Raw genomic sequence first — 21,397 nt, forward strand, 5'->3', positions numbered from 1 at the left:
GATAAACCCTGGTACGATACCAGAGTCAAGCAATATGGCGGAAAAGGTAGGGCAGACCGAAGTGAAGAGGAGCATTGTGAGTGGATAAGGGGGGCGATTCACAATATCTAAAAGTTTACTTATCGCAACTTTTTTTGGCCGAGGTCAAACTCTTTCGTTGTACAGACATTGTTTTACTTGGTTCAAAACGTTTCTCTAGACCCACACAACACCGTGATGATACCATCGTAAAGTGCTAGAAAACAGTTGGAATCAGGGGGATTACGTTTCGTGGAGCAAATAAAGTACGACAACTTAAAATTGGGTGAAAAGGGAGCAATCATCAGTATTATTGCTTATATTTGTTTGACTGCAATTAAAATGATGATCGGTTATATGTCTAATTCAGAAGCTTTAAAAGCCGATGGGTTAAACAATGCTACCGATATTATAGCTTCGATCGCGGTTCTTATCGGTCTGAGACTTGCTCAGCGTCCAGCTGATAAAGATCATACATACGGACACTGGAAAGCAGAGACCGTTGCCTCACTGGTTGCTTCTTTTATAATGATGGCAGTAGGGCTTCAAGTGTTATACGAAGCTATTACATCCGTATTCCAGGGGAAAAGCGAATCTCCAGACATCATCGCAGCATGGACAGGCATTTTCTGTGCCGCTGTGATGTATCTGGTTTACAGATATAATAAAAGACTTGCTTTGAAGATCAAGAGCCAGGCGGTTATGGCAGCTGCAAAAGACAATATCTCGGATGCCTGGGTTAGTATAGGGACAGTTATAGGGATTATTGGTTCCCAATTCGGCCTGCCATGGCTCGACCCATTAACAGCTGTAGCAGTGGGCTTTCTAATATGTAAAACCGCTTGGGACATTTTTCGTGAAGCAACACACCATCTTACAGATGGATTTGATGAAGAGCTCATCAAGGAATACAGGAGTACAATTGCCAATGTAGATGGCGTTGAGGCGGTTAAAGACTTAAGAGCCCGGAATTACGGTAATAATGCCGTTGTCGATGTGGTAATTCTTGTACGATCGGATTTGGATCTTCAGAAGGCTCATGATATTTCAACAAATGTAGAAGACCAGTTGTTAAGAGAACATGATGTGTACACAGTTCATGTTCACGTTGAACCAGACGAAGCCCCTAGCGAAGTGGGTCAAGTATAAAACATAAGCGGCATATAAAAGAACTTGCCGGTAAACATGGACATAGTCTCTTCTTGACGTATGACAGGACAGGTAGCCCTCGGGCTACCTGTTTTTTTAGTTGGAAGGGTCCCCAAACATGTCCTTTTGATATCTTTTGCGGAAACTTCTCGGAGATTCACCCACCGTTTTGGTAAATAAAATTGTAAAGTAGTTTGGGTTCTCGTACCCGACCAACTTGGAGATTTCCCATACTTTTTTCTTGGTCGAAACCAACAATCGGGTCGCTTCTCCCATTCTTCGCTGAATGAGGTAATGGTAGGGGGAGGTACCGTAGCAATTTTTATACATATGGATCAAGTAGTAGAAGTCGATATGGAATTGGTCCGCCAAGTCCTTCAGCTTAATATTTTGACGATAGTTCGTATCCAAATAGTCTTTGATGCTTTCAGCGAGGGTATTATTCCGAACGATCTCACTAGCTGTGCGCTGATGGTGAGACATGCGATCGATAATGAGCAGAACGGCATTCAGCAGATGATGGGAAATAGAGTCATATCCTTCTTCCCGGATTGAAAATTCATTGAACATGGTCTGCATTAACGAACGGATCTCTTCCGAATAACGATTGGCACGAACAACTGGCTCGCTACCGGGAGGAATAATCCAATCGTTGTTGGCACGGGTACCCTCTTTGAAACGAAAGCCGCAATAAAAGGTGGATAAAGGGAATTCCGGGTCGGATTTTTCCTCGTGAAGTGTTCCTTTGTTATATACAAGAAGATCTCCCTTTCTGGCTGAGTGCTTTGTCCCATCAATCGTGAACGAACCCTGACCCTCATTAACGTAAATAATCTCATGCAAATCGTCATGTTTGTGGGTCGGAAAACTCCAATGCGGATTGTCTGCCAACTTCCCTACATAAATAATAATGCAATCTTGATCTTCATGTAGTCGGTGGGGCTCATGGCGTGTATTCATTAATGTCTTCCCTTCAAGATTCTGTGGTGAAATGACAACATACATAATGTTTTGGATGAAGATCACAACAACCTTGATTGTCGCCTAGCATGTCTAACAGTACAATTTCACTATTCAATAATATGTACTATATATCGAATTGAAGGGATGTGAAAGCAAAATTTGTTAAGAATGGAATCTATTTAAGAAAATGAAACGCTTGCAACATTAGAGAGAATTGTGAGGGCTTATTTTTGACTAGAAAAAGAGAAAATTTACTTATTTTAACACTTACCTTAGTTAGCTTTGTATTGGGAACAACCGAATATGTGATTGTAGGCGTATTGAAGGAAATCGAAACCTATCTGAAAGTATCGTTGGCTGCCGCAGGTGCGCTCGTATCGGGCTTCGCCATTGCCTATGCGATCGGAACACCGTTTGCTGTTGCTTTCTTGGCCAAAATTCCTCGAAGAAACTCCATTTTAATTGGGTTTGCAGTCGTGCTTGCCTTAAACGTACTTACCATGTTCTCAACGACGTTCTATTCCTTGATGGTTATTCGGATCGTTTCAGCTGTTGCATGCGGACTTACGATATCGCTTTCGATCTCGATTGCAAGCGACGCAGTTAACCGGGAACGAAGAGGGGAAGCGATAGCGTGGATACTGGGCGGCTTTTCCATCGCCAATGTGCTTGGCGTCCCGCTCGGAACCTTCATTGGACAGCATCTGAACTGGTCCATGACGTTTGTTGTTACAGCATGCATCGGGGTCGTACCATTCATATTCATGTTCCAGATTCTTCCGCGACAAACTACGACCATTGCCGGTTCATTCAGTGATCAGATGGCGCTATTTATGAAGCCGCGTATATTGCTGGCCTGCTTGATTCCGGTTCTTGGAAACAGTTGTATTTTTGTGATCTTTACGTATATCACTCCGTTACTGAGACAGTCCATGGGTATACCTACACGTTGGATTAGCGCTGTACTCCTCATATACGGTGCCTGCAGCATACTAAGCAATTGGATTGGTGCCAAAATAGCCAAAGGAGATTTCTTGCCCAAGCTCAAGTGGCTTTTCGTCATTCAAGCTGCAATCTTTTTGGGACTCAGCTTCACTGTGTCTCATCTGTGGCTGGGCTTGGCGTTCCTGTTCCTGATCGGTTGCCTGTCATCATCCATGAGCGCAGCGTCCCAGCTCTATCTGTTCGACGTCTCCGGAGCGATCGCGCCAAATTCCAGACCGTTCGCGTCCACGCTGCTGCCCGTGGCGGCAAATGTGGGGATAGCCATCGGTTCCGGAGTTGGCGGACTTGCTGTCAGTTTAGGGGGTGTGAAGTGGGTACCACCAGTAGCTGTGATCCTAGCTCTGATGGCTTTTGGGATCACAGCGATCTGCCAGCGATCCATTCAATTGAAACCGGAAGCAGCCACCGCTCCTATAGTAGACTACTCGATTCCAAGTACTAATTAGTAAATCCTGAAGGCTGCTTCTTCGCTCTATAAGTGTGAATTTTCATTGAGGTAGCAAATTGAAACGACATAATCATACATGTTCGAGCACGGAAAGCCGCTAATTTTAGTGGCTTTTTTGTTTTTTTGGATACATTTCTTGCCCAAAAATTACAGTAGAAATGAGATGAACAGCACCCTTTTCCCATCCATCATTTTATTGTTCAAAAACAGAAGTGAAAAGAAAGTATTCAAAAAACGATTGACGAAGGAAGATATTCTGTATAGAATGAAGCCGTGATTTAGTAAATTAGTAATTTAGTAAATTACTAAATAAAAAGTTGATGGATAGGAGGGGGAAATGAAAGAAGCCGTTGCTTTATGATGGAATGAATAGGGAACGGCTGCGAACGTTAGCAAAAATCTTAAAGGATATGGGGTATTAAAATGTTTGCCAATCCATATGTTCGAACAATTATCCTTTCCCGAGTTCTATTGCAGCTCGGAATCTGGATCCGGAATTATGCCGTTCTTCTTTATGTTTCAGAATTGACGCATAATAATCCCGTTGATATTTCACTGATTTCCGTAGCGGAATTCTCACCGATCTTTATATTTGGCCTGATTGGCGGTACCTTTGCCGACCGATGGCGGCCGAAAAAAACAATGGTATGGAGCGATTTATTCTCAGGTTTGTCCGTTGGTGTTGTATTGCTTGCGGTCATGAATGGTGGCTGGATTGCACTTCTGATTGGATCATTCGTTTCTGCCAGCTTGTCACAGTTTTCTCAGCCTTCGGCGATGAAACTGTACAAACGGCATGTACCAGCCGAACAATTGCAGGGTGTCATGGCCATGTCGCAAACGCTTGTTGCTGTTTTTATGGTTTTGGGGCCGGTCATCGGCACGTTTATTTTCATTAAGTTTGGCATTAACGTATCCCTCATCCTGACAGCAGTTATGTTTCTGGGCTCTTCGCTCGTATTATTATCGCTTCCCCGAGATGTAGAGGAGGAGAAATCAGGTAATAGTGGCGGCTTCCTTAAAGAGCTCACGGATGGCCTGCGTTATATCGGGGCGAATAAATCCTTAAGAACACTTGGATTAACCTTCTCGGCAGTTGGTTTGGCATCAGGACTAACTCAACCGCTTCAGCTCTTTCTTGTCATTGAAAATTTGGGTCAGGACAAAGAGTTCTTACAATGGCTGGTGATGGCGAATGGGGCGGCCATGTTGGTCGGAGGTGCTGTGATCATGGCGATCGCTAAAAAAGTAAAACCACAGTTATTGCTTTTAGTCGGCTTACTTGTTAGTGCGATCTGTACGGTTGGAATGGGCGCATCAACACAAATTTGGTTAACCATTATTCTGCTCGTCATCAGCGGTTTGTTCTTCCCGTGTATTCAGGGGGGAATTCAGACGCTTCTTGTGCGGAATACGGAAGGGGCATTTATTGGCCGGGTATCTGGAGCGATCATGCCGATTTTTATGGGAATGATGGTGATTGGCATGCTTACTTCAGGATATCTCAAGGATACGTTTTCCCTGCTAAGTGTATTTATAGCGAGTGGTGTTTTTGTGATTATTGGTGCGCTACTATTGCTCCCTATTGTCATTGAAAGGAGAAGTAAAGCCGAGGAAACTCCATCATCATGACGGAAAGGGAATCGAAACGATAAGGAGAGAGAGATATGGATATGAATAAGCGCAGGGAGCTACTGGAGGAATACAAGCAGATCAAGACATACATGGGTGTAGCCCAAATTAAAAACAAAGAAAACGGTAAAATCTATATCGACAGCTATCCCAACTTGAAAAACAAATGGTTTACGCTGCAGATGCAACTGGATCAAGGAAGATTTGCAAATGCCGAGTTACAAAAAGAGTGGAGAGAATTCGGAGAAGACGCATTCACTTATGAGGTACTGGAACAGAAGGACATCGATAAGGTGACGGATATACGTTGGGAACAAAAACAAATCCTGAAGCCGTGGCTTCAGAAGTTACAACCTTACGGAGACAAGGGCTATAATAGACCTCCACAGAATTAAAATAATGTAACAGGAAACGAATTTGACTAACAGTGAAAATCAAGATAAGATGAAACCGTCGTTTAGTAAATTAGTAAAAAGGTAAACGGAATGAGGGAATGTAATTGAAAATACCTACAACGTTAAAACATAAACCTGTTATCGTCTCGGATAATTATGAAAAGGTTGATGGCCGAATGGCCGGAAACACGGACGCAAAAGGTCTTTCCCTGGGATTGGCCCAGTGGAACGATAGAGGAAAGGTTGATATTTCAGCGAAAGTATGGAGATACACTGGAGAAAAGTGGTCCAGACAATCTGAGGAACTGCCTCTCCATCGCGTGCTGGATTTGTCCATTCTGATCTGTCGGTCTTTGGAACATTTTCGCGAGGCCTATAGATATGAGAATTTATATGACCCAGAGCAGCCTGTCATCGATCGTGTTGGCCTGCAAGGGGATGCAATGTCCGTGGAGATCTGTACGGACAATGAGAGAATAAATGAAGATATTAAGCTGTTCAGCCAAGCTCTGAGTGATGACGATGAAATGATTGGCGAGCGTTTGCGCACATTATCCAAAATATTAAAGGATATGGGTTATTAACAGGAAAACGTCATTGCTGAAGTGGATTGAGCAAAAAGAGCCTAAACGTCTATAGACGTTTAGGCTCTTTTTTTGTGAGTTAAATATAACGTAATTAGTTAGCAATGAAATTTCCCATTCTCTTGCTTTGATGAATCTCTTCCGTTCCAGCATCGAGAGCAGTCCTGTAATATGCACGTTTATGTTCAATAACTTCCATGGTCTTTCTAAGTTCTTCCATTTGCGCTTCTACACTGGCCTTGCGTTCGGTGAACATGTCATATCGCTCCTGCAAGGTGGAGTCCCCCTCGGAACACCATGCAATAAAATCTTTGATATCCTTGATCGGCATCCCGGTAGCTTTCAGACATTGAATGATCTTTAAAAAATCGATGTCTGATTCTTTGAAGTTTCGTGCTCCGCCAGGGGTACGCTCTACAAAGGGCATGAGTCCTTCCTTGTCATAGTAGCGCAATGTATATACGGTTAAATTCAATTCTTTAGCAACCTCGCTAATTGAATACGTCATTTATTTTCCCCTTTTCGTACTAATATAGACTTCGAGCTAACTCTAGGATTATCTTTTGGGATTCTACCACGCAGGCTGCAGGATGTCAAAATTTCAAAAGACATTTGACCTAGAGTTAACTAGAGGGATTAAGATAGTTTTGCAAGAGAAAAGGAAGAATGACAATCTTAGGAGGTTTTATGATGATAACTGCTAAAGCACGAGCTGTTGACGGTCCGCACCAATCATTCCGGGCGGCTGAGATTAAACGACGCGATTTGGATTTGCACGATGTCCTGATCGAGATTAAATATGCCGGCATTTGCCATTCTGACATCCATACTGCTCACGGCGAATGGGGCCCCGTAAACTATCCGCTCGTACCTGGACATGAGATCGCAGGAATTGTTACAGATGTGGGAGCCGAAGTTTCAAAGTACAAAGTTGGTGACCGAGTAGGAGTTGGATGCATGGTGGACTCCTGTGGCGAATGTGAGAACTGCCGCCAAGGCGAAGAGCAGTATTGTCTCAAAGGAAATGTTCCCACCTACGCGGGTGTTGATAAGTACGGCGAACCTACACAAGGTGGATACTCCACTCACATCGTTGTAACTGAGGAGTTCATCGTTCGTATTCCGGATAACATCGAGCTGGATGTCGCTGCACCTCTTCTATGTGCAGGTATTACAACATACTCGCCGTTGAATCATTGGGGAGCTGGACCAGGTAAAAAAGTAGCGGTTGTAGGTCTGGGCGGTCTGGGTCATATGGCTGTCAAAATTGCACATGCGATGGGGGCAGAAGTAACTGTTCTGTCACAATCATTGAAGAAAAAAGAGGATGGTTTGCAATTCGGGGCAGATCATTACTATGCCACAAGTGAACCAGATACGTTCAAAAAACTCGCCGGGTCTTTTGATCTGATTATTAACACGGTAAGTGCAAATATCGACATCAATGCATACTTCTCACTGCTCACTCTGGATGGCACGTTGGTTAATGTGGGTGCTCCTGGGGAGCCGTTGGCAGTAAATGTGATGTCCCTCATCGGTCACCGTCGTTCATTTGCTGGTTCAATGATCGGTGGCATCCGTGAGACTCAGGAAATGCTTGATTTCTGTGCAGAACATAGTATTGTTCCTATGATCGAAGTCATTTCAGCTGACCAAATTGACGAAGCATACAAACGTGTATTAGCTTCTGATGTGAAGTACAGATTCGTAATTGACACTAGCACAATTTAAATTGTTTTAAAGTTGTCGGTAAAGACATTTACCATTTGATCTATACCTAGAAATTAGAAAATCCAATCGCTCATAACATTGCGATTGGATTTTCTTCTTTTATGATGAAGGAGACTGAGTGAAAGGATTAGAAAGAGGAGCTGTCGTATTAGTCTGAAACGACGAATCCATCAAAGTTCTCAGGACCTACACGGATCGTACCCAGCAAGTTGGAGCTTACGAATGCAGTGTATGTCAATTGAGGGGTAATTGGCGGATTGAAATCATCCGCAGAGAACGTAATGATTTGAGGAGCCAAAAGACTCAAATCAAATGTTGAAGTTGCTGAGTAAATTACAGGGTCAGTCGACAAGGTACCTCTTACAATGGTGATCGTTATTCCGACAAGAGCTAATGGTAATTGTACAGAAACCGTTCCTTTAAATTGAACTCTAGGGTTAGTACCTGCACCTGCTGTTTGAAGACCAATTTGTCCAAACAATTGCGGCGCGTTGATTACCAGAATCGGAATAGCAATCGAGTTAGCCAAACTTGCGTTTTGCGATGTTCTTGCATCAAGAAAAGTTGTCATTGAATCTACCTCCTAATGAGTGGGATAGGATAATATATTCAAAGGTTACTAGTATGCTTGGACTTCTGAATATAATCAAAAAAAAGGCATCTTAACTAACGGGCAGAATCGTTCCAAGTATGGTAATGTAATGAGCATGAAATATGACCATTTGAGGGGGATTGGAATCAATCCATTTTACAGCAAGCGCAGATTCTCGATCAAGTCATCCAATCCAAGTTGACTCATTCTACTACCCAGACCCTTTCACTTTTGGATTGTTCATGTGGTATAGGTACACAAGCAATCGGACTGGCGAAATACGGGTATAACGTAAGTGCGACTGACGTAAGTCCTGATTCCGTAAAAAGAGCTGAGAAAGAAGCCGCATCTCGCGGAGTTAACATAAACTTTGGGGTAGCCGACTTTCGCTCGTTGGATACAGATCTAACGGGAGTTTTTGATATCGTTCTATCCGCAGACAATGCTATTCCACATCTACTTACAGACGGAGATTTACATAAGGCCTTTCAAAATATATATACAAAGCTTAATCGGAATGGCTTGTTCATTGCTACTATAAGAGACTATGATGCATTGGTAAAAGAGAGACCATCAACCACGCAGCCGCGTGTTTTAGATAAGGGGAAGAGGGTTGTTTTTCAGGTATGGGACTGGGCCGACGATGGGAAAACGTATACGACAAACCAATTTATTGTGCAAGAAATGAATGGTGAATGGAAAACAAAACATAATAGCACACCGTACAGAGCATTGTTGCGAGAAGAGATGAACAACGTATTAAGGGCGACTGGTTTTATGGATGTAGAGTGGCATTTCCCTGCGGACACAGGTTATTACCAGCCTATAGTGACAGCTCGAAAATTGTAAGTGTATACTATAAAAAAGGAACGAAGCAGCCTCGATAAGAAGCTTGCATTCGTTCCTTTTTTTGAGTAAATTAATACCATTAACCGACTTGAACCGTTGGGCGAATGATCATTTCGTTAATTGCTACATCCGATGGTTGCTCAATTGCAAATGCGATTGCACGTGCGATGTTATCGGCATCAATAGCGGATTTGTAGAACTCATCTAAACCTGCTTTGGACTCAGGATCACTTGTCGTTTCCAGTAACTCGCTTGTGACAGCGCCTGGAGAAATATTGGTGACTCTGATATTGGTGCCGCTCATGGCTTCTTCCTGACGCAAGCCTTCGGAGATTGCTGTAACGGCATGCTTTGTTCCACAGTATACAGTTCCACCCGGATATATGTTATGTCCAGCAACAGAGGAAAGGTTCAAAATATGACCCGATTTCTGTTCTCTCATGGACGGAAGAACCGCTGCAATAGCATAGAGGACACCTTTAATGTTTACATCGATCATGTTGTCCCATTCATCAATTTTTTTCTTGAAAAGAAAGGCTTGAGGCATGATTCCTGCATTGTTGATTAGAACATCGATTTTACCAAATTCGCTTAGTGCATACTTAGCCAAGTCTTCCATTTGAGTTTGCGAAGTCACATCTGTTGGTTTGATAATAGCGTGACCGCCATTGTTCTGAATTTCTTTTTGTAATTGTACTAAACGCTCTTCCCGACGAGCTGCTAATACCAGTTTGGCACCTTTTGAAGCAAGAACTTTCGCGGTAGCTTCTCCAATTCCACTGGATGCTCCCGTAAGAATTATAACTTTACCCTCAATATTAGACATATTCAGTTCATTCCTTTCATTTGGATCAGATTCTTTCCTTAGAGCGCGTTGTACCACTCATCATTCACAGGTTCTAACCATTCGGTTTGTCCAGGTGTCATAGCCAAATGCACAAACCAACTATCGGCTGTTGCCCCATGCCAGTGCTTCACGTTAGGAGGAATATTTACAACATCTCCGGTTTTAAGCAATCGTGCGGGTTTACCTTCTTCCTGGTACCAGCCTTCACCACCTGTAACAAGTAACACTTGACCTACAGCATGCGAATGCCAATTATTGCGTGCTCCTGGCGCGAAAGTGACATTTCCAATGCTAGTGTTAAGTGGAGTTTCATCTGTAAAGACCATCTCCAGATACGCATCTCCAATAAAATTGGCTTCTACTTTCTTTCCGAGTGGGAAGATGGTGCTGTTACTCAAATGTTCGTTTGTCATAATGGTTCCCTACTTTCTTTTTTATTTATAAATATCTTTTGCAATATTGAACGCAGACCATGCCTTCGGCCAGCCCACATAGAAGGAAAGATGAGTAATCATTTCAGACACTTCATTACGAGTTACTCCATTTTCCTTTGCTTTGTGAAGGTGTGGGGTTAATTGTTCGAAATTTCCACCGGCAATAAGTGCAGAGACGGTAATCATACTGCGATCACGACTAGATAATTCTTCTACTCTTGACCATACCTGGCCAAACAGAATATCATCATTCAACTCTGCAAATTTCGGGGCAAACTCACCTAATATATCTCTTCCAGCAGTTTGTTTTTTTTCCATAGCTATGTGATCCTCCATTCGTAATTCGGTTGAGAGTTATTTAGAATTTCCTTCTACTCGATAAGTCATCCACAATCCGTTATGTTCCATTTGTTCGACTCTTATCAATTCAAAATGAACGGGGAAGGTTTCTTTGGAACTTGAACCTTTCTCAAAGATGGTCCAAGCCGGAGAGCTTGCCTCTGCAAAAGGAACGAATACGAGACTTAACTCATCGATCAAACTTTCATTCAGGAAAGAACCATTTAATAAACCCCCGCCTTCAAGCAGTAATCGATCGATGGAGAACAATGCTTTCAATTTTTTTACAACCGTCACAACGTTCAGCTCTTTCGTTCCACCAAAGATATAAGAGATGCCCAATTCCTGTAGATATGCGAGATAAGCATCGGGCACTTGTTCAGTCAGCACCTCAATAATGTGATCCTTTTTTCTGTTGCCATTCTCTTCGGATATATAGTTATGGGTCCAAGCCAATTTGCCGTGTGGATCTACGGCGATGGCATAAGTTCCAATGTCTTGCTGCGCAACATAATCCGTTCGAGGAATCGGGGACTGCTTCTCTTGATTGGGTGGAGGAATATATTCATGTGCAAAATGTTCTTGCATCGTGACTCGTCCGCACATCCAAGCATTACACTCGTAGCGGTCATGGATACGTTCATACTCTTTAATGAAGTAGGTTGACCGATCATCTTCCAGAAAATCGCCGATAATTTTGCCATCTATTGAACTAAGCATATGACAAATCGTATAGGGTCTGTCCATCGTAGCATCTCCTTTCGACATGAATGGATTGCAGGGGGAAAAGTGAATATTATTCATTACTGTAGTATTACTTTGATGTGTAATTAAATTTACATTAATACAATAATGAACATCTATCTATTATTATATAAGAGAGAATCGTAGAATCAATTGTTAGATTCATTAAATTTGTTCATTAATAAACATAGAGGTGTGGATTGTAAATAAACGTCAAGATAGTATGTACAAAACGTTTTTGAGTTGCCTTGTATTTCAACCTGTTTCGTCTCACTTAATTTATGTTGCAAACTCTACAAAATTAGAGTAGATTAAGAACATAATAAATGTTGTATTTGCAACAAAAAAACTGAAGCGTTTTCAAATAAGTAATTGATTCATATAAGGAGAGATACATCACAATGACAGTGGAAATAAGAGCATGCAGTCGCGAGGATTTACAAAAACTACAAGAAATAAGTATAGAAACATTCAACGATACATTCAAAGATCAGAATTCCCCTGACAATATGAGAGCCTATCTGGAAAGAGCATTTAACGCTAAACAGTTGGAAGATGAACTGTCTAATAGCTGCTTAGACATCTTTTTCGTCTACTACAATAAGGAACTTGCCGGATATCTAAAGGTGAACAGAGAGGGCGCCCAATCCGAACAAATGAGTGATGCTTCACTAGAAATTGAGAGAATTTATATCAGGAAAAAATTCCAAATGCATGGACTGGGTAAATATCTGCTAAATAAAGCGATGGAGACCGCATTGGAGCACAAAAAGAAGGAAGTCTGGCTTGGCGTATGGGAAAAGAATGACAATGCCATTGCTTTTTACAAGAAGATGGGGTTTGTTCAGACTGGCGCACACTCTTTTTACATGGGGGACGAGGAACAAATCGATTTTATCATGGTCAAGACACTCTAGTAATCGTACCGATCCTAAAAAATGTACAGATTGTTTAAACGTTGCTTACTATTAGATATGGTCAATGCATGTGAATGGTCGTATATTAATACTATGTGGGCCATGTGCATGAACACAGATCCACTATGTGTATTGATAACGATTCTACATAGAAGGACGGGGAAATATGGACTTTAAACCGCTTGCTTCATTTATTGATCGCATCACATCATGGAGAATTCCGTGGGCAGAGGTCCTTGTGATGCATCAAAATGATACCGTTTTCCGTTACCGGAATGGTTACGCTAATCTGGAGGAGCAAACGCCCATCGGCGATGGGGCGATCTTCAATCTCTACTCCATGACGAAAATTATGACCTGTGTGGCAGCGCTTCAACTTGTAGAGAGAGGGCAAATGCTGCTGAGCGATCCGTTATCTGACTATCTGCCGGAATATGCCGAGATGGCGGTGAAGAAAACATTATCGAGCGGCGAGGTCAGATTGGAAAAAGCGACAATGGCGATTACAGTACGTGACTTGTTTACGATGACTGCCGGGTTCTCCTATGATGTTGGCTCGCCAAGCATTCAGGAAGCTGTGAAGAGCACCAACGGAACATTACCGACAAGAGAATTTGCGAAAGCGCTCGCCAAGGAACCACTTCTGTTTGAGCCAGGTACGCATTGGAACTATAGCATGTGTCACGATGTGCTCGGAGCTTTGGTGGAGGTTGTGAGTGGTAGACGTTTTGGTAAATATCTGCAAGAAGAAATTATCGGACCGCTAGGTATGAACGATACGGGATTCGACCTGAACGAGGAACAGCAGACCCGCCTGATTCCGCAGTATGCTTACAATAATGAGCTTGAAAAAGCCGTACGAATGGACGGAAACGGATTCCGGGTAGGCACGGATTTGGAGAGCGGCGGTGCCGGGTTGTTGTCCACCGTTAGCGATTATGCACTGTTCCTGAACGCTCTGACTGGACGCGGGACCAGTCCGCAAGGCGTGCGCATTCTGTCACAGGCATCAATTGAGCTGATGCGCACAGACCATCTGAACGATCTGACCCGTGATGATTACTCCTGGGATCATATGGGAGGGTATAGTTATGGGCTGGGTGTACGCACGCATATCTCCAAAGCGGGCAGCGGTTCGTTAAGCCCACTTGGTGAATTTGGATGGAGTGGTGCTGCCGGCTGCATGGCCATCATTGATCCGGATTCTGAACTCACGGTCATGTATGCGCAGCATCTGCTGAACAATCAGGAGCCTTATGTTCATCGCCGCTTGCGTAATGTCGTTTACTCCTGTTTGTAATGCGGGAGTGGAATCTGACGAGATATTTGCTTAATTCAACGATTTGATGTTGAGTATTCGTACAATTGGAAACAAACAGGGACGCGAGCAATGTCGCGCCCCTGTTATTATTTTTTCCTTTTCTTTTTGAACTAAGGTTCCAGGGTATTTGAGAACTTTCGAGAGGTTACGCGATTAACCATATAAATACCGATGGATACAAAGAGCAATGCAATTAGGTTTTTGAATTCCAAAATCGTTTCTCCCAAAAACAAAGCCGATAGCAATGCACCAAAGACAGGGATAAGGAAGTTATACACAGATACTTTCCCCACTTTGTTGTATTTCAGAAGTAGATTCCATAAGCAGAATGCAGCTGATGAAAGTAAAACTAAATAAATCAAGATACCCGTTGATTCGAGTGTAAAATGTGTAACCCGGCCGCCAAGCAGGAGTCCCAGTATGGTGAGTGCCAGTCCGCCGACAAACAAGCTAACTCCAGTAATAACGAGGACGTCGATGGAGCCTGTCAAGTGCTTTGCATAGATGGCCGTAATGGAAAAAATAAGAGCCGCCATAATAACGAAACCTTCACCTGTGAGAGAGAAGGAGAATTCCAGCAGATTGGAGTGGAAATTTACAATAATTACGCCAATAAATCCTAGCAAACAGCCGACTATTTTATTTTTGCTCAGTTTATCATTTTTATATAAAAAATGAGCTAGAACAACACTGAAAAAGGTCGTTGTCGCATTCATAATCGAACCTTTGACACCTGTCGTATTGGCTACACCCACATAAAAAAACATATACTGCAGACCCGTTTGGAACATGCCAAGCAATATTAAGCTTGAAAATTGTCGTCCAGACAGTTCAAATTTCCGTTTACTAATGACACGAAACAGGAATAGAAGCAGTAATCCTGCTAAAATAAATCGATAACCCGCAAATACAAATTTGGATGGAATATCTTCTGTCAAGATATCAAAAGCACTATATCCAAGCTTAATAAACGGGTAGGCACTCCCCCATAACAAGCAACATAAACTTGCAACTAGTGTCACAAATAAAGGATTACTAAACTTGTTCGGGTTCTCCAATGCTTTTATTTCATTCACTTTCAATCTTCTCCTCGCATGATATGTAAATGTGTACGGGCTGATCGCACCTCACTGACCATATCACAAACTGCGAGTAGCTGTAACAAAAAAATGAAATCCCGTTTCATAACAAGACTAAGAGATATAATTAACGTTGTGAAAAATGATTGAGGGGACGAGAGTTACCCCTTTGTCTACGATCGCTGAGGATTGACTGAACTGGGTTGACTCGCCATTTAATAATACGGATATCACTTTTTCTGTTGCATGAACGGAGGAAAGCCCTGAGGTAAGTAAACATAAGGACAGAATTGAAGCCGTGATTTTTTTCATTTGCATGTAAGCTCCTTATTGTGAATTGATAAAGCGTGAGGATTATTTTAGGACAGCGCGATAATGCCGTTGAAGTTTAGATTATAACTGCCGTTCCGCTGACTGCGACCATGAGCATACCTTGACGAACAACTTCGTAGTTCAGATCCACACCGATTACGGCATTGGCTCCCATCTGTGCGGCTTGCTCGGTCATTTCTTCAAAGGCAGCGTCTCTTGCTTCTCTTAGCTTGTTCTCATAGGTACGAGAACGGCCGCCTACAAGATCTCTAAATGAAGCGAGAAAGTCTCTCCCGACATTAGCTGCGATGATGACTTCACCGGTTGCAACGCCGATATACTGTCTAACCGGGGAACCTTCAACTATAGCTGTTGTTGTAATAATCAAATGTTTTCCTCCTAAAATAAAATAGATTTGTCGCGAATCAGATTTCTCATTTCCTATGCTAACAGCGTTACTGAAACAGAGCCTAAACGAGTTGCTGAACAATCGTTTAAGTTTGCCCAAGCCGTTTAGGTTCTGTTAATGTGAGTATGCTACTATGAAATGGGTGAAAACGATGACCAATCAAACGGATATTAAAATTGCAATTGTCGACGACGAACCCTCGATAGTCACCATGCTGCAAATGGTGCTTCGAAGGGCTGGGTTTCATCAGCTGTACGATGCTTCCACCTGTGCGGAAGCTCTCGATCTGGTACAGCGTGTTGCCCCGGATATTGTCCTGCTCGACATCACGCTCCCGGACGGGAGTGGTCTGGAGCTTTGTTCCAAGCTCCGTGAATACGGAAATCCGCATATTTTGTTTCTGACGGCTAAGGCATCCGATCTCGATGTGCTGAGAGGATTCGCCATGGGCGGGGACGATTATATTACCAAGCCCTTCAATCCTTTGGAGGTAGCTGCAAGAATTCAGGCGCGCATACGCCGTTTAGAGCCTGAAGCTCCAACTGTGAGTCAGTTGAAACGCCCTGAACCAGGGGTTTACCGATTCGGACGCTTCACCGTGAATGAGGCGGAGGGCGAGTTAATCGTGGAGGGACAACCTGTCCCTTGTCCTGCACAGGTTTTCCATCTGCTACTGCATTTCTGCAAGTTTCCGGGAGTCGTATTTTCCAAAACACAGCTCTACGATCAGGTGTGGGGGATCAACGGACAGGGAGATGACTCGACGGTAATGGTACATATTCGGCGCATACGAGAGAAGATCGAGATCGATCCAGGAAATCCAAAGCTGCTGCTGACAGTACGCGGGCTCGGCTACAAGCTGTCAAAGGAGTTTCAGGAGCAATGAAGATACAACAGCGCATGACATTTCACTTCACGTATCAATTGATCTTTTATGCCCTGATCATTCTGGCGATTACTCTCATTGCTTGCATTATATTCTTTCAAAACACGACCAATAGTGAGTTGCGCCGGAACTTTCCGGTGGGTGCCTTACAACTGATTGCTCAAGAAGCTTCTTCAAAAGACGGGACCATTCAAATCTCCCCCAAGTGGGATAAGCTCATTGAGGAAAAAGGAATGTGGATGCAGGTTGTAAATGCCGAAGGAGGGGTCATTTACGAAGTAAATACAGATACGCATGATGGGCTGTCGCCATCATACTCTATCGCCCAACTGCTCGATATTCAGGAGACACGGACACTTGGGACGTATGCTGTTCAAACTCATCTGAACTTTGCCTTTAATGTGCCGGTTCTGTATATCCTTGGCTACCAAAGTTCTGACCTTAATCAGCTCAAGGCCTGGTTCGACGAATACGGGCAGCAAGGCATGGTATCTAGCGAAAAGCTTTCCTTTCTGGATCAGCGACTGCGTGAAACCGGTAGTTATCTCCAGGTAATTAATTCCACGGGTCATACCGAACAAGCCATCGGTGATGGAACGTATTTGCAGAAGGGGTACCGTCCACTGGACATTCTGGCAATCCAGCAATCGCCCAGCAACTATGATACCAATATAGTCGCCCATCGGGACCAGCGTAGTGGAATGACCTGGATTCTTTATACGCCCAATCCAGCGGGTGGCCCTTTGAAACATCCAGCGATGGATACGGCAACGCGCAGACTTATGTGGTTTGCAGGTCTAGCTCTTCTCTTGGCAGTACCCTTATCGATTTGGCATGGCTACCGTTACGGTCAGCCGCTGATTTTGTTCGCAGGCTGGTTCGAACGTATGGGGCGGGGGCAGTATGATCAGGTACTTACCGCCAAGGACAAACGCAAGATATTCCGCTCCAATGGCACGATGCGAAACCGATACAGGCTCTATAAGGAAGTCATTGAATCCTTCTACCAAATGGCTGATCAATTGGCCCAAACCGAGAAGGAGCGCGAGCGGCTGGAGAAAGATCAAAGAGAATGGATGTCAGGAATTTCACATGATCTGCGCACACCTCTGTCCACCATTCAAGGGTATGGATATATGCTGGAGAGTTTACCGGAACAATGGAGCCGAGAAGAGATGCGTACCATGGGGGCGACGATCCGGGAAAAAGGGGATTATATGCTTGAGCTGATCTCTGACTTTTCCATGATTCATCAGCTTAAGCAGGGCGATTCGATTATGGAGATTCGGAAAATCGATTTGGTTGAACTGGTGCGCTGCTCCGTGCTGAAGTATGTCAATGACGCTACGCTGTCTGAATACCAGTTTCACTATGTTGGGGAGGAGCGTCCCTTGTGGGTACAGGCTGATGAAACCTGGCTGCTGCGGTTAATGGATAACTTGCTGTCCAACGCCGTGAAGCATAACCCGCCAGGCGTTAACGTCACCGTCTCCATCGGCAGAATGAACAATAAGGCATGTATACGCGTATTTGATAATGGGAAAGGGATGGATGAGGAAACGCTGCAGCATTTGTTCAATCGTTATTATCGGGGAACAAATACAGAGGAATCGACGGCAGGTTCTGGACTAGGGATGAGTATCGCCAAAACGATCGTGGAAGCACACGGCGGAGAAATTCATGTACAATCCAAAGTGCGGCAAGGTACGAAAATTGAGATCTTGTTACCCTGTTGAAATGTTTACTGTCTTAAAAAGGCGATTACTGAAAAAAAGCAGCCCAACCTCATTTGAGGGCAGGTTGCTTTTTCTGTTGGCTTCAACATCTGTGGTACATAACATGTTCACGACAGTGATCTGGTTGAGGAGAGCCATGTTTCTATAGGGATTAATATTATTTGAATCAAAAAAGAACCTGGGTAATTATCCCAAGTTCTTCGATATTGTATATAAACAAACACAATGATATAATCAGATTACATTTCTTTTGACATCGAAGACATAAATATCTTATCTTATATTTAAATCTTATCATGGCGGTAAACTCTTTGTCAAATGTTTTTTTCTCAATTTATTGGTTAGGGGAGATTCGGAATGAGTTCTTTGGTTATCGGGTTTCAGGAAATGGAAAAATTGCAGCTTGCACTCGTTGGTGGAAAAGGATTAAATCTAGCGAAGTTATCAAAGATTGAAGGAATTTACGTCCCTGAAGGATTTTGTGTTACAACCGTTGGATATCAGAAAGCCATTGAACAAAATGAAATGTATCATGCTTTACTGGATCAATTAACCTTGTTGAAAGTAGAAGAACGAGAGCAAATTGGTGAAATCAGCAGGAAGATCAGGGAACTTATTCTGGGCGTAGACATTCCAGTCGATGTTGAAAAAGAAGTTGCTCATTATCTCTCCACATTTGGAGAGGGCCATGCGTATGCAGTGCGTTCCAGTGCGACCGCTGAAGATTTACCACATGCCTCTTTTGCGGGTCAACAAGACACCTACTTAAATATCATTGGGAAAGAATCAATTATGCATCATATCAGCAAATGTTGGGCTTCCCTGTTTACCGATCGCGCGGTAATTTACCGTATGCAAAATGGATTTGACCATGGTCAGGTTTATTTGTCCGTTATCATTCAAAAGATGGTATTCCCAACGGCTTCAGGGATTTTATTTACGGCTGATCCGATCACATCCAACCGGAAACTGCTTTCTATCGACGCCAGTTTTGGACTTGGTGAGGCGCTGGTGTCCGGATTGGTATCTGCTGATTGTTATAAAGTCCGGGAAGGTGAAATTGTCGATAAGAGGATAGCCGTCAAAACGTTGGGTATCTATGGACGGAAAGAAGGTGGAACGTATACACATCAGATCGATCCCGTGCTGCAAAAGACGCAAACACTTAACGATCAACAAATTTTAGAACTGGCACGGATAGGAAGACAGATCGAAGCTCATTTTGGTTTCCCGCAAGATATTGAATGGTGTTTGGCGGATGATATGTTTTATATTGTCCAAAGTCGGCCAATCACAACGTTATACCCGATCCCTGAAGCGAGTGACCAAGAAAATCATGTGTACCTATCTGTGGGTCATCAACAAATGATGACTGATCCCATGAAACCGCTGGGCTTATCTTTCTTTCTATTAACGACTCCGGCACCCATGCGTATAGCTGGTGGAAGATTGTTTGTTGATATTACGCCTAGGCTAGCTTCGCCTGTCATGAGAGAAAACTTCATAAATACCATGGGACAATCCGATCCGCTCCTTAAGGACGCACTTACAACTGTAATCGAGCGCGGGAATTTCATAAAATCGTTACCTGTTGATCATCCAGCACCAACTCCGCGTAATCACCATAAACCGAGCGCGTCTGAGGGTTTTCAAGCACATATTGAAAATGAATCGACTATCGTCTTTGAATTGATTACAAGCAATCAAGCCTCAGTAGAAGAGCTAAAACGTAACATCCAAAATAAGTCTGGATTGGATTTGTTTGATTTTATCCTTGAAGATCTGCAAGAATTGAAGAGATTTCTATCTGACCCACGAAGTTCAAATGTATTTATGACTGCCATGAATGCTTCAGCATGGATCAATGAAAACATGAAAGAGTGGTTGGGTGAGAAAAATGCAGCAGATACGCTGTCTCAATCTGTACCTAACAATATCACTTCGGAAATGGGTCTGGCATTACTGGATGTTGCAGATGTGATTCGTCCGTATCCTGAAGTCATTGCTTATTTACAGCAAGTGAAAGAGGATGACTTTATGGATGAACTGGTTAAGGTTGAGGGTGGACAGGAAACAAGGGAAGCGATCCAGGATTATCTGGACAAATACGGAATGCGATGTGCCGGAGAAATCGATCTGACCAGAACCCGTTGGATTGAAAAACCCATTACACTTGTACCGTTGATTCTGGGTAACATCAGAAACTTTAAGCCTAATGCAAGCAAACGAAAATTTGAGCAGGGACGACAGGAAGCATTGAAGAAAGAACAGGAAATATTGGATCGATTGAAGCTATTGCCTGATGGTGAACAAAAAGCCAAGGAAACGAAACGAATGATTGACCTAGTTCGCAACTTCATCGGTTATCGGGAATATCCCAAATACGGCATGATCAATCGTTACTTCGTATATAAACAGGCTTTATTGAAAGAAGCCGAACGACTTGCACAAGCCGGTGTTATTGCCGAAAAAGAGGATATATACCTTCTCACTTTTGAAGAACTTCGTGAAGTTGTACGCACCAATAAACTGGATGAGAAGATCATTACCCAACGGAAAGACAATTATAAAATCTATGAAAAGCTAACTCCACCTCGCGTGCTCACGTCTGATGGTGAAATCATTACAGGTCAGTATAAACGTGAAAATATGCCAGCCGAAGCCATTGTCGGCCTGCCTGTTTCTTCCGGAGTGATAGAGGGCCGTGCACGTGTCATCTTCAATATTGAAGATGCGGATCTGGAAGATGGAGATATACTAGTGACTCCCTATACTGATCCGAGCTGGACACCATTATTTGTTTCTATAAAAGGCCTAGTTACCGAAGTGGGTGGACTGATGACCCATGGAGCTGTGATTGCGCGTGAATATGGCTTGCCAGCCATTGTCGGAGTGGAGAAGGCAACTCATCGAATAAAAGATGGGCAGCGAATTCGGGTACATGGAACAGAAGGATATATCGAAATATTGTAAATGATACACGAATTGAGATTGTACAGCAGTGATC

The 21,397-nt window shown here is 43.2% G+C and carries 21 protein-coding genes; 12 read left to right on the forward strand and 9 right to left on the reverse strand.

The genetic code is table 11. From position 1 onward, the window contains the following. Positions 1-270: 270 nt before the first annotated feature. Entirely contained in the window at positions 271-1,167 is an 897-nt protein-coding gene (locus tag CRO25_RS03705) for a cation diffusion facilitator family transporter (RefSeq protein ID WP_079693883.1), read from the forward strand. A gap of 96 nt (positions 1,168-1,263) precedes the next feature. Here CRO25_RS03705 and CRO25_RS03710 read toward each other — a convergent pair whose 3' ends face one another. Further along, positions 1,264-2,127 carry an AraC family transcriptional regulator gene (locus CRO25_RS03710; RefSeq protein ID WP_063562771.1) on the reverse strand — a complete coding sequence of 288 codons (864 nt, stop codon included), beginning with the start codon at positions 2,125-2,127 and terminating at the stop codon, positions 1,264-1,266. A 233-nt stretch (positions 2,128-2,360) separates the two neighbouring features. Here CRO25_RS03710 and CRO25_RS03715 point away from each other — a divergent pair, with 233 nt between their 5' ends. The 4 genes from CRO25_RS03715 (at position 2,361) to CRO25_RS03730 (ending at position 6,194) form a co-directional block, all read left to right on the forward strand. After that, positions 2,361-3,581, forward strand: a complete 1,221-nt coding sequence (locus CRO25_RS03715) for an MFS transporter (RefSeq protein WP_079693881.1) — start codon at positions 2,361-2,363, stop codon at positions 3,579-3,581. A gap of 425 nt (positions 3,582-4,006) precedes the next feature. Beyond that, entirely contained in the window at positions 4,007-5,215 is a 1,209-nt protein-coding gene (locus tag CRO25_RS03720) for an MFS transporter (RefSeq protein ID WP_079693880.1), read from the forward strand. A 35-nt stretch (positions 5,216-5,250) separates the two neighbouring features. After that, positions 5,251-5,610: a GIY-YIG nuclease family protein gene (locus CRO25_RS03725; protein ID WP_063562768.1), complete on the forward strand. Its 360-nt coding sequence runs from the start codon at positions 5,251-5,253 to the stop codon at positions 5,608-5,610. 104 nt (positions 5,611-5,714) lie between these two features. Beyond that, positions 5,715-6,194 (forward strand): DUF6530 family protein, encoded by a 480-nt coding sequence (locus CRO25_RS03730; RefSeq protein ID WP_063562767.1) that lies wholly within the window; start codon positions 5,715-5,717, stop codon positions 6,192-6,194. A gap of 94 nt (positions 6,195-6,288) precedes the next feature. On the opposite strand, the gene CRO25_RS03735 is transcribed toward CRO25_RS03730, so the two are convergent. Continuing rightward, on the reverse strand, positions 6,289-6,702 hold the full coding sequence (locus tag CRO25_RS03735) for a MerR family transcriptional regulator (protein WP_063562766.1): 414 nt from the start codon (positions 6,700-6,702) through the stop codon (positions 6,289-6,291). 182 nt (positions 6,703-6,884) lie between these two features. Here CRO25_RS03735 and CRO25_RS03740 point away from each other — a divergent pair, with 182 nt between their 5' ends. Beyond that, positions 6,885-7,925: an NAD(P)-dependent alcohol dehydrogenase gene (locus CRO25_RS03740; protein WP_063562765.1), complete on the forward strand. Its 1,041-nt coding sequence runs from the start codon at positions 6,885-6,887 to the stop codon at positions 7,923-7,925. A 148-nt stretch (positions 7,926-8,073) separates the two neighbouring features. Here CRO25_RS03740 and CRO25_RS03745 read toward each other — a convergent pair whose 3' ends face one another. Next, positions 8,074-8,496 carry a hypothetical protein gene (locus CRO25_RS03745; protein WP_063562764.1) on the reverse strand — a complete coding sequence of 141 codons (423 nt, stop codon included), beginning with the start codon at positions 8,494-8,496 and terminating at the stop codon, positions 8,074-8,076. A 252-nt stretch (positions 8,497-8,748) separates the two neighbouring features. On the opposite strand from CRO25_RS03745, the gene CRO25_RS03750 reads away from it, so the two are divergent. Further along, positions 8,749-9,366: a class I SAM-dependent methyltransferase gene (locus CRO25_RS03750; RefSeq protein ID WP_240321289.1), complete on the forward strand. Its 618-nt coding sequence runs from the start codon at positions 8,749-8,751 to the stop codon at positions 9,364-9,366. 79 nt (positions 9,367-9,445) lie between these two features. On the opposite strand, the gene CRO25_RS03755 is transcribed toward CRO25_RS03750, so the two are convergent. From CRO25_RS03755 to CRO25_RS03770, 4 genes are read right to left on the reverse strand one after another with little or no spacing between them, the layout of a single operon-like run. Beyond that, positions 9,446-10,192: an SDR family oxidoreductase gene (locus tag CRO25_RS03755; protein WP_072733246.1), complete on the reverse strand. Its 747-nt coding sequence runs from the start codon at positions 10,190-10,192 to the stop codon at positions 9,446-9,448. A 38-nt stretch (positions 10,193-10,230) separates the two neighbouring features. Continuing rightward, positions 10,231-10,626, reverse strand: a complete 396-nt coding sequence (locus CRO25_RS33765) for a cupin domain-containing protein (protein ID WP_079693878.1) — start codon at positions 10,624-10,626, stop codon at positions 10,231-10,233. A gap of 21 nt (positions 10,627-10,647) precedes the next feature. Then, positions 10,648-10,965, reverse strand: a complete 318-nt coding sequence (locus CRO25_RS33770; protein WP_063562761.1) for a carboxymuconolactone decarboxylase family protein — start codon at positions 10,963-10,965, stop codon at positions 10,648-10,650. Positions 10,966-11,001: 36 nt separating this feature from the next. Beyond that, positions 11,002-11,733, reverse strand: coding sequence for a dihydrofolate reductase family protein (locus tag CRO25_RS03770; protein WP_072733244.1), 732 nt, complete (start codon positions 11,731-11,733; stop codon positions 11,002-11,004). Between the two features lie 398 nt (positions 11,734-12,131). On the opposite strand from CRO25_RS03770, the gene CRO25_RS03775 reads away from it, so the two are divergent. After that, positions 12,132-12,647, forward strand: coding sequence for an N-acetyltransferase (locus CRO25_RS03775; RefSeq protein ID WP_079693877.1), 516 nt, complete (start codon positions 12,132-12,134; stop codon positions 12,645-12,647). 166 nt (positions 12,648-12,813) lie between these two features. Beyond that, positions 12,814-13,947, forward strand: a complete 1,134-nt coding sequence (locus CRO25_RS03780) for a serine hydrolase (RefSeq protein ID WP_079693876.1) — start codon at positions 12,814-12,816, stop codon at positions 13,945-13,947. Positions 13,948-14,078: 131 nt separating this feature from the next. Here CRO25_RS03780 and CRO25_RS03785 read toward each other — a convergent pair whose 3' ends face one another. Continuing rightward, positions 14,079-15,044 (reverse strand): DMT family transporter, encoded by a 966-nt coding sequence (locus CRO25_RS03785; protein ID WP_218670768.1) that lies wholly within the window; start codon positions 15,042-15,044, stop codon positions 14,079-14,081. Positions 15,045-15,435: 391 nt separating this feature from the next. Beyond that, positions 15,436-15,747 carry a YbjQ family protein gene (locus CRO25_RS03790; RefSeq protein WP_076289201.1) on the reverse strand — a complete coding sequence of 104 codons (312 nt, stop codon included), beginning with the start codon at positions 15,745-15,747 and terminating at the stop codon, positions 15,436-15,438. A gap of 154 nt (positions 15,748-15,901) precedes the next feature. Here CRO25_RS03790 and CRO25_RS03795 point away from each other — a divergent pair, with 154 nt between their 5' ends. The 3 genes from CRO25_RS03795 to ppsA all read left to right on the forward strand — a co-directional run bounded on the left by CRO25_RS03795 (position 15,902) and on the right by ppsA (position 21,363). Further along, positions 15,902-16,654 carry a response regulator transcription factor gene (locus CRO25_RS03795; RefSeq protein ID WP_240321268.1) on the forward strand — a complete coding sequence of 251 codons (753 nt, stop codon included), beginning with the start codon at positions 15,902-15,904 and terminating at the stop codon, positions 16,652-16,654. Continuing rightward, entirely contained in the window at positions 16,651-18,390 is a 1,740-nt protein-coding gene (locus CRO25_RS03800; RefSeq protein ID WP_063562756.1) for a HAMP domain-containing sensor histidine kinase, read from the forward strand. Before CRO25_RS03795 ends, CRO25_RS03800 begins: the two co-directional genes overlap by 4 nt. Positions 18,391-18,747: 357 nt before the next feature. After that, on the forward strand, positions 18,748-21,363 hold the full coding sequence (gene ppsA, locus CRO25_RS03805) for a phosphoenolpyruvate synthase (RefSeq protein ID WP_079693875.1): 2,616 nt from the start codon (positions 18,748-18,750) through the stop codon (positions 21,361-21,363). The last annotated feature ends 34 nt before the right edge of the window (positions 21,364-21,397 follow it).

This window comes from Paenibacillus sp. RU5M, from assembly GCF_900221055.1.
GTDB classification, from domain to species: Bacteria; Bacillota; Bacilli; order Paenibacillales; family Paenibacillaceae; genus Paenibacillus; species Paenibacillus marchantiae.